The following is a 6,852-nucleotide window of genomic DNA, read 5'->3' on the forward strand; positions in this document are numbered from 1 at the left end:
CCTGATCTCCCGCCGCACACCGAGCTGATCGACGGGAGCCTGGTCCTTGTGAGCCCGCAGCGTTACTTCCACTTCGTCACGATCGACCTGCTCGTGACCGGCCTGCGCAGTAGCGTGCCGCCTGATCTGAGGGTGGCGCGTGAGATGACGGTGGTGCTGGACAGCCGTAACGGGCCCGAACCGGACATCTGCGTGATCAAGGCCGCAGCCAAGAAAGGGCTGAGGCAGACGTACTTCGAGGGTAAGGATGTCGTACTCGCGGTCGAGGTCATCTCCCCTGAGTCCGAGGCCCGTGACCGGCTCACGAAGACGCACAAGTACGCCGCAGCGGGCATCCGGTACTACTGGGTGGTCGAAATGGCCGAGCCGGACGATTACCCCGTCGTCGAGGTCTTCGAGCTGTCGGAGAAATCGGGTACGTACCGGTCGACCGGGATCCACCGAGACCGCCTGAAGGTTGACAAGCCCTACCCCATCGACATCGATTTGACCGCCATCGACAACCTCTAGCTACACCCTCAGACCACCGTCGCCCCCGCCACCGGTCCCCCCGCGGTCCGCACCGCCCTACACGTCCCCGACGCCCGCAGGGCCCCGGCCACCTTCTCCGCCGACTCCGCGTCCCGCGTGAGGAAGGCGGTCGTGGGACCGGATCCCGAGACCAGCGCGGCCAGCGCACCCGCCCCGCGTCCCGCCGCCAGCGTGTCCGCCAGCTCGGGGAAGAGGGACAGCGCGGCCGGCTGGAGGTCGTTGGAGACGGCCGCGGCCAGCGCCTCGGCGTCCCCCTTCGCCAGCGCCGCCACCAGCTCCGCCGAAGCCACCGGCTCCGGGATCCGCCGTCCCTCGGCCAGCCGGTCGAACTCGCGGAACACCGCCGGCGTCGACAGGCCCCGGTCCGCCATCGCGAACACCCAGTGGAAGGTGCCGCCGACCTCCAGCGCGGTCAGCCGCTCCCCACGGCCCACCCCCAGCGCCGCCCCGCCGACCAGGCTGAACGGCACGTCACTGCCCAGCTCGGCGCAGATCGCGAGCAGCTCCGCGCGGGAGGCACCCGTGCCCCACAGCCGGTCGCAGGCGAGCAGCGCCCCCGCGCCGTCCGCGCTGCCGCCCGCCATGCCGCCGGCGACCGGGATGTCCTTGGCGATGTGGACGTGGACGTCCGGCTCGATGCCCCGGCGCTCGGCGAGCGCGATCGCGGCGCGCGCGGCCAGGTTGGTGCGGTCCAGGGGGACCTGGGCGGCGTCCGGGCCCTCGCAGGTGATCCGGAGTCCGTCCGCGGGGGTCACCGTGACCTCGTCGTACAGGCCGACGGCGAGGAAGACGTTGGCGAGGTCGTGGAAACCGTCGGGGCGGGCGGCGCCGACCGCGAGCTGGACGTTGACCTTGGCCGGGACCCGGACCGTGACGCTCACGCGCCCGCCCCCTTGTGCTCGGCGATCCGCGCGAACTCCTCCACGGTCAGCGACTCCCCGCGTGCCTGCGGCGAGACCCCGGCCGCGACCAGGGCGGCCTCGGCGGCGGCGGCCGATCCGGCCCAGCCGGCCAGCGCGGCCCGCAGGGTCTTGCGGCGCTGCGCGAAGGCCGCGTCGACGACGGCGAACACCTCACGCTTGGTGGCGGTCGTCTTGACCGGCTCGGTCCGCCGCACCAGGGACACCAGGCCGCTGTCGACGTTCGGCGCGGGCCAGAAGACGTTGCGGCCGATGGCCCCGGCCCGCTTGACCTCGGCGTACCAGTTGGCCTTCACGGACGGCACGCCGTAGACCTTGTTGCCGGGCCCGGCCGCGAGCCGGTCGGCGACCTCGGACTGCACCATGACGAGGGTGCGCTCGATGCTCGGAAAGGTGTCGAGCATGTGCAGCAGCACGGGGACGGCGACGTTGTACGGCAGGTTCGCCACCAGGGCCGTCGGGGCGGGGCCGGGCAGCTCCGTGACGTGCATGGCGTCGGAGTGCACCAGCGCGAACCGGTCGGCGCGCTCGGGCATGCGGGCGGTGACGGTCGCGGGCAGCGCGCCGGCCAGGACGTCGTCGATCTCGACGGCCGTGACCCGGTCGGCGGCCTCCAGCAGCGCGAGGGTGAGCGAACCGAGTCCCGGGCCGACCTCCACCACCACGTCGTCGGGACGGACGTCGGCGGTGCGGACGATACGGCGGACCGTGTTGGCGTCGATCACGAAGTTCTGGCCGCGCTGCTTCGTGGGACGGACACCGAGCGCTGCCGCGAGTTCGCGGACGTCGGCCGGACCGAGGAGGGCGTCGGGGGTGGGGCTGCTCACGGGGACAAGGGTACGGGGGCGGCGGGGGCCGGGTTGCCAGGCGCCCGCCGGGGGGCGCAGAGCCGGCCTGCCGTCGCTGCCGTCCCAGGCCCGGGACCGACAGCGGGGATTCTCGCGGGCCGGCCCCGCCGACCGTGGCCGCGCCCCGCCCGGCCGTGGGCGACGTCGGCCAGCCCGGCCGTGGCTGTCGGCCCGCCGGAGGTCACTTGTGCAGGCGGCTCCCGCAGTGCGGCCAGGGAGCCGTTCCCTGGCGGACGTACAGCTTCTTCGCGCGGTAGGTCTGCTCCTCCGCGGAGGCGTCCTGGGGGCGGCCCTTGCCGCCGAGGGCGTGCCACGTGCGGTTGTCGAACTGGTAGAGGCCCCCGTACGTGCCGGAGGCGTCGACCGCGTGCGGACGCCCGCCGGACTCGCAGGCGGCGAGCGCCTGCCAGTTCAGGCCCTCGGCGCCGGCCACGGCGACGGGCCGCGGTTTGGTGCCGACCCTCACCACCTGCGTGCGGGGCGCGCGCACCACCTCGGTCCGTAGCAGGCGCGGCTTCTGCCGGACGCCGTTGACGCTGCGCAGCAGGTAGGTGGTGCGCCGCAGCCCGGGCCGGCCCGCCTGGTCGACGACTTCGGTGCCCTTGAGCAGCGACGGGTCCTCGGTCCGCCGGACCTGGAACGGGATCTGCTCCTCGCGGACCTCCCGGCCGCCGGTCACCCGGAGCACGGTGACCGTCTGCCCGTCGCGCGGGAAGCTGTCGAGCGGGACGGAGGTGGTGTCCTGGCCGCGCAGGGTGATGCCGGCCTCCTCGATGGCCTCGCGGACGGTGGCCGCGTTGGTGCGGACGGTACGGGTGCGGCCGTCGGCGAGGATCGTGACCGCGCGCTCGGTGCGCACGTCGAGAGCGAGCCCGGCGCGTCCGATGGACCGGGAGCGCGAGGTGGAGAGGTAGGCGCCCTCCGCCCGCACCCCGAGCTGGTCCAGCGCGCCCGCCACCGTGTGTGCCGTCGTCCACACCTCGCGCGGCCGGCCGTCGAGGGTGAGCCGGAGGGGGCGGCCGTACCGCACGGCGACCTCGTCGCCGCTGGTGAGCGTCGCGTCCCGGGCGGGTGCGATCACGTCGTGCGCCCCCACGCGCACGCCCTGCTCGGCGAGCAGCTCGCTCACGTCGTCGGCGAAGGTGTGCAGGGTGCGCTGTCTGCCGTCGACGCTCAGCTCGACCGCCTTGTCCTGGGCGACGAAGGCGGTGGTGCCGCCGGCCAGGAAGGCCACGACCAGGGCCTGCGGCAGCAGACGGCGTACGGCGGACTCCGGGCGCTCGGCGGAGCGCGCCCTGCGCCGGCGCGCGGCCCGCCCTCCGGGCGCGGGTGTGCGGGGCGGCGCCGGCTCGGGCGACACCGTCCCGGGCGCGGGGGGCGTCTGCCGCGGCAGCGGCGGCGGAGCCACCGGTTCCGGCACCGGCACCGGCACCGGTTCCGGGACGAAGGAGGTCTCCGCCTCGTAGCCGGGCCGGTAGGTGTCCTGGTACAGGCCGTACGGCAGGGTCTCCGCGGTGTGGACGGAGGCGTCACGGCCGTAGGGGCCGTACGTCTCGTACTGCGACGTGCTCACGCCGACACGCTCCAGGGGGCCAGAGGGGTCCGGTTCGGGCCCCCAGAACCTAGCGGAGCGCCGGTCACTCTCCAAAGCGACTCGGCTACGCACTGTTGCGCCGCGAACGGGCGCTCAGTAATCGAAGGCGCGGGCGGTGTTCGCGGCCAGGGCCGTCGCCAGCACGTCCTCGTCGACACCGCGCACGGCGGCCATCGCGCGGACCGTGACCGGCACCAGGTACGGGGCGTTGGGCCGTCCGCGGTAGGGCGCGGGGGTCAGGAAGGGCGCGTCGGTCTCCACGAGGACCAGGTCCGGCGGGGCGACGGCGAGGGCGTCGCGCAGGTTCTGGGCGTTCTTGAAGGTGACGTTCCCGGCGAAGGACATGAAGTAGCCCTCGCGGGCGCAGATGCCGGCCATCTCGGCGTCACCGGAGTAGCAGTGGAAGACGGTGCGCTCGGGTGCGCCCTCCTCCTTCAGGATCCGCAGGACGTCGGCATGGGCGTCGCGGTCGTGGATGACGAGTGCCTTGCCGTGCCGCTTGGCGATCTCGATGTGGGCGCGGAAGGAGCGCTCCTGGGCCGCCTTGCCCTCGGGGCCGGTGCGGAAGTAGTCGAGGCCGGTCTCGCCGACGCCCTTGACCTGCGGCAGCGCGGCGAGCCGGTCGATCTCGGCGAGGGCCTCGTCCAGGGCCGCGTCGCCGCCCGCCGGGCGGGCGCCCTGCCGGGACCATCCGTCGGGGTCCCCGTGCACGATGCGCGGCGCCTCGTTGGGGTGGAGGGCGACGGCGGCGTGCACGTCCGCGTGGGCGGCGGCGGTCTCGGCGGCCCACTGCGAGCCCTTGATGTCGCAGCCGACCTGGACGACGGTCGTGACGCCCACCGAGGCCGCCTTCGCCAGGGCCTCCTCGACCGTGCCGGACTGCATGTCGAGGTGGGTGTGGGAGTCGGCGACGGGCACCTGCAGCGGTGCCGGGAGCGGCGGGGCCGCCAGTTTGTCGTCGTCTCTCGGGCTGTGGCCGGCGTTCGAAGGCATGCCCCGATCCTACGAAAGGGGCATGCCCCGGGCGGCCGGTGATCCGCCCTAGCTCGCCCTGCGCTGGAAGGGGTGCAGCAGGTCGGACAGGTGCCAGTGGTGCGGCTCCCCGGCCGGAGCCGGCACCCGCGGCGCCTCGGCCGGGCCCGCCGGCGGTGCGGGGTGCTGCCGCCGCCCGGCCGCGCCGCGCACGGAGGAGACCTGGCCCGCGCGCATGATCCGCACGACGTGGCCGTCGCAGTTGTGGCAGCACGGCCGGCTGAGCGGCGACGGCACGACCTCGCCGTCGGCCACGTACAGCACGAACTCCCTGCCCTGGACGTCGGTGTGGTGCTCTATCTCGTACGACTGCTCCCAGCCGTGCCCGCAGCGCATGCAGGCGAACGAATAGGACTCGTGAACGACGGCCGTGGCCGTACCGCGGAGACCGGTCTGCCCTGCTGTGTCACTCATGCCAGCTCCCTGATGCACGGGTGCGTCCCTGATGGACGGGTGCGTCCCTCCGACCAGTGGACGCCTCGGCCGGGGGAAGCGCATCAGGCCTGTCGAGTGTTGGAGGCGATTTGGGCATCGCTTGCCGAAGGGTCGCGAACGAGACGTCTGGGCTTTGCCATCGACGCCGGCCCTTTGCCCGCCCATGGGGCGCGCGCTCACCCGAGAAGAGCCCTGCTCAGAGGCCGTATGCGCCCCTATCGGGGGTCGGCCTTCTTGGCGGCGACCACGGCGTCGAAGACGACCCTTTTCGGCAGTCCGGCCTCCGCCGCCACGGCCGCGATGGCCTCCTTGCGGCGCTCGCCGGCCTCCTCGCGCACGCGTACCCGGCGGACCAGTTCCGCGGCGTCCAGTTCCTCCGGCCCGGGCTCGGGCGCGCCCTCGACCACGACGGTGATCTCCCCGCGCACGCCCTCGGCGGCCCACCGGGCCAGCTCGGCGAGCGGACCGCGCCGCACCTCCTCGTACGTCTTGGTCAGCTCGCGGCAGACGGCGGCCCGCCGGTCCGCGCCGAAGACCTCGGCCATCGCGGCGAGGGTGTCGTCGAGCCGGTGCGGGGCCTCGAAGTAGACCAGGGTGCGCCGCTCGCCCTCGACCTCGCGCAGCCGGGACAGCCGCTCGCCGGCCTTGCGGGGCAGGAAGCCCTCGAAGCAGAACCGGTCGACGGGCAGCCCGGACAGGGCGAGCGCGGTGAGCACGGCGGACGGCCCGGGCACGGCGGTGACCCGGATGTCCTGCTCGACGGCCGCCGCGACCAGCCGGTAGCCCGGGTCGGAGACCGACGGCATCCCGGCGTCGGTCACCAGCAGCACGCGCGCGCCGCCGAGCAGCTCCTGGACCAGTTCGGGGGTCCGGGCGGACTCGTTGCCCTCGAAGTACGACAGCACGCGGCCCTTGGGGGTGACGCCGAGGGCCTGGGTGAGCCGGCGCAGCCGCCGGGTGTCCTCGGCGGCGACGACGTCGGCGCCGGCCAGCTCCTCGGCGAGCCGGGGCGGCGCGTCCGCGATGTCGCCGATGGGGGTACCTGCCAGGACAAGGGTTCCAGTCACGCCCCCATCCTCCCAGGAGTCCCGGGGCCGGTTCCGGGGGCCCGCGCAACGGGGGTGACGGAAGGAGAACCGGACCGTGGGGAGGGACCGTGTCCGGACCGGTACCGCGCATGCACGGGACTCGCACAGGCCGGTTCCCTACGATGGCGCGGTGACCAGTACCGCGTCCTCCATGGACCTCCGGCAGGGGCAGGCACCGCACGACCAGCGGCCGTCGTGGCAGCAGCGGCTGCGCCGATTCGGGTACACGCCGGCCGCGGACGCGCCCTCGGGCGACGTCCGCGACCGGCTGGTGCCGCCGTACGCCGAGCCGAGCCCCCGGCTGTGGCGGGTGCTCGGCGTGCCGCCGCACCTCGCCGAGCGGCTCACCCGCTGGTCGGGCTGGGGCGGGCCGCTGCTGGTGACGCTGATGGCGGGCGTCATGC

General features: G+C 74.3%; 7 protein-coding genes and 1 pseudogene. 2 read left to right on the plus strand and 6 right to left on the minus strand.

The annotated features are described in order from the left end of the window. The coding region (locus IE312_RS19230; protein WP_229900132.1) for a Uma2 family endonuclease at positions 1-510 on the plus strand (510 nt) is incomplete at its 5' end. 8 nt (positions 511-518) lie between these two features. Here the strand turns inward: IE312_RS19230 and IE312_RS19235 are convergent. From IE312_RS19235 to rsmI, 6 genes are all read right to left on the minus strand, one after another. Next, on the minus strand, positions 519-1,412 hold the full coding sequence (locus IE312_RS19235) for a 4-(cytidine 5'-diphospho)-2-C-methyl-D-erythritol kinase (protein WP_189983389.1): 894 nt from the start codon (positions 1,410-1,412) through the stop codon (positions 519-521). Next, the gene (gene rsmA / locus IE312_RS19240; protein ID WP_189983391.1) at positions 1,409-2,278 is read right to left on the minus strand and encodes a 16S rRNA (adenine(1518)-N(6)/adenine(1519)-N(6))-dimethyltransferase RsmA; all 870 of its coding nucleotides are present in this window, start codon (positions 2,276-2,278) and stop codon (positions 1,409-1,411) included. The genes IE312_RS19235 and rsmA overlap by 4 nt, the downstream gene beginning before the upstream one ends. Positions 2,279-2,480: 202 nt before the next feature. Then, positions 2,481-3,872 (minus strand): resuscitation-promoting factor, encoded by a 1,392-nt coding sequence (locus tag IE312_RS19245; protein WP_189983393.1) that lies wholly within the window; start codon positions 3,870-3,872, stop codon positions 2,481-2,483. Positions 3,873-3,986: 114 nt separating this feature from the next. Beyond that, positions 3,987-4,886 carry a TatD family hydrolase gene (locus IE312_RS19250; RefSeq protein ID WP_189983394.1) on the minus strand — a complete coding sequence of 300 codons (900 nt, stop codon included), beginning with the start codon at positions 4,884-4,886 and terminating at the stop codon, positions 3,987-3,989. 48 nt (positions 4,887-4,934) lie between these two features. Beyond that, positions 4,935-5,339 (minus strand): hypothetical protein, encoded by a 405-nt coding sequence (locus IE312_RS19255; protein WP_189983396.1) that lies wholly within the window; start codon positions 5,337-5,339, stop codon positions 4,935-4,937. A 236-nt stretch (positions 5,340-5,575) separates the two neighbouring features. Beyond that, the gene (rsmI, locus tag IE312_RS19260) at positions 5,576-6,427 is read right to left on the minus strand and encodes a 16S rRNA (cytidine(1402)-2'-O)-methyltransferase (protein WP_189983398.1); all 852 of its coding nucleotides are present in this window, start codon (positions 6,425-6,427) and stop codon (positions 5,576-5,578) included. A 151-nt stretch (positions 6,428-6,578) separates the two neighbouring features. On the opposite strand from rsmI, the pseudogene IE312_RS40885 reads away from it, so the two are divergent. Then, positions 6,579-6,852, plus strand: a pseudogene (locus tag IE312_RS40885) (phospholipid carrier-dependent glycosyltransferase); the annotation flags it as partial.

The sequence above is a fragment of the Streptomyces capoamus genome (genome assembly GCF_014654935.1).
Lineage (GTDB): Bacteria > Actinomycetota > Actinomycetes > Streptomycetales > Streptomycetaceae > Streptomyces > Streptomyces capoamus.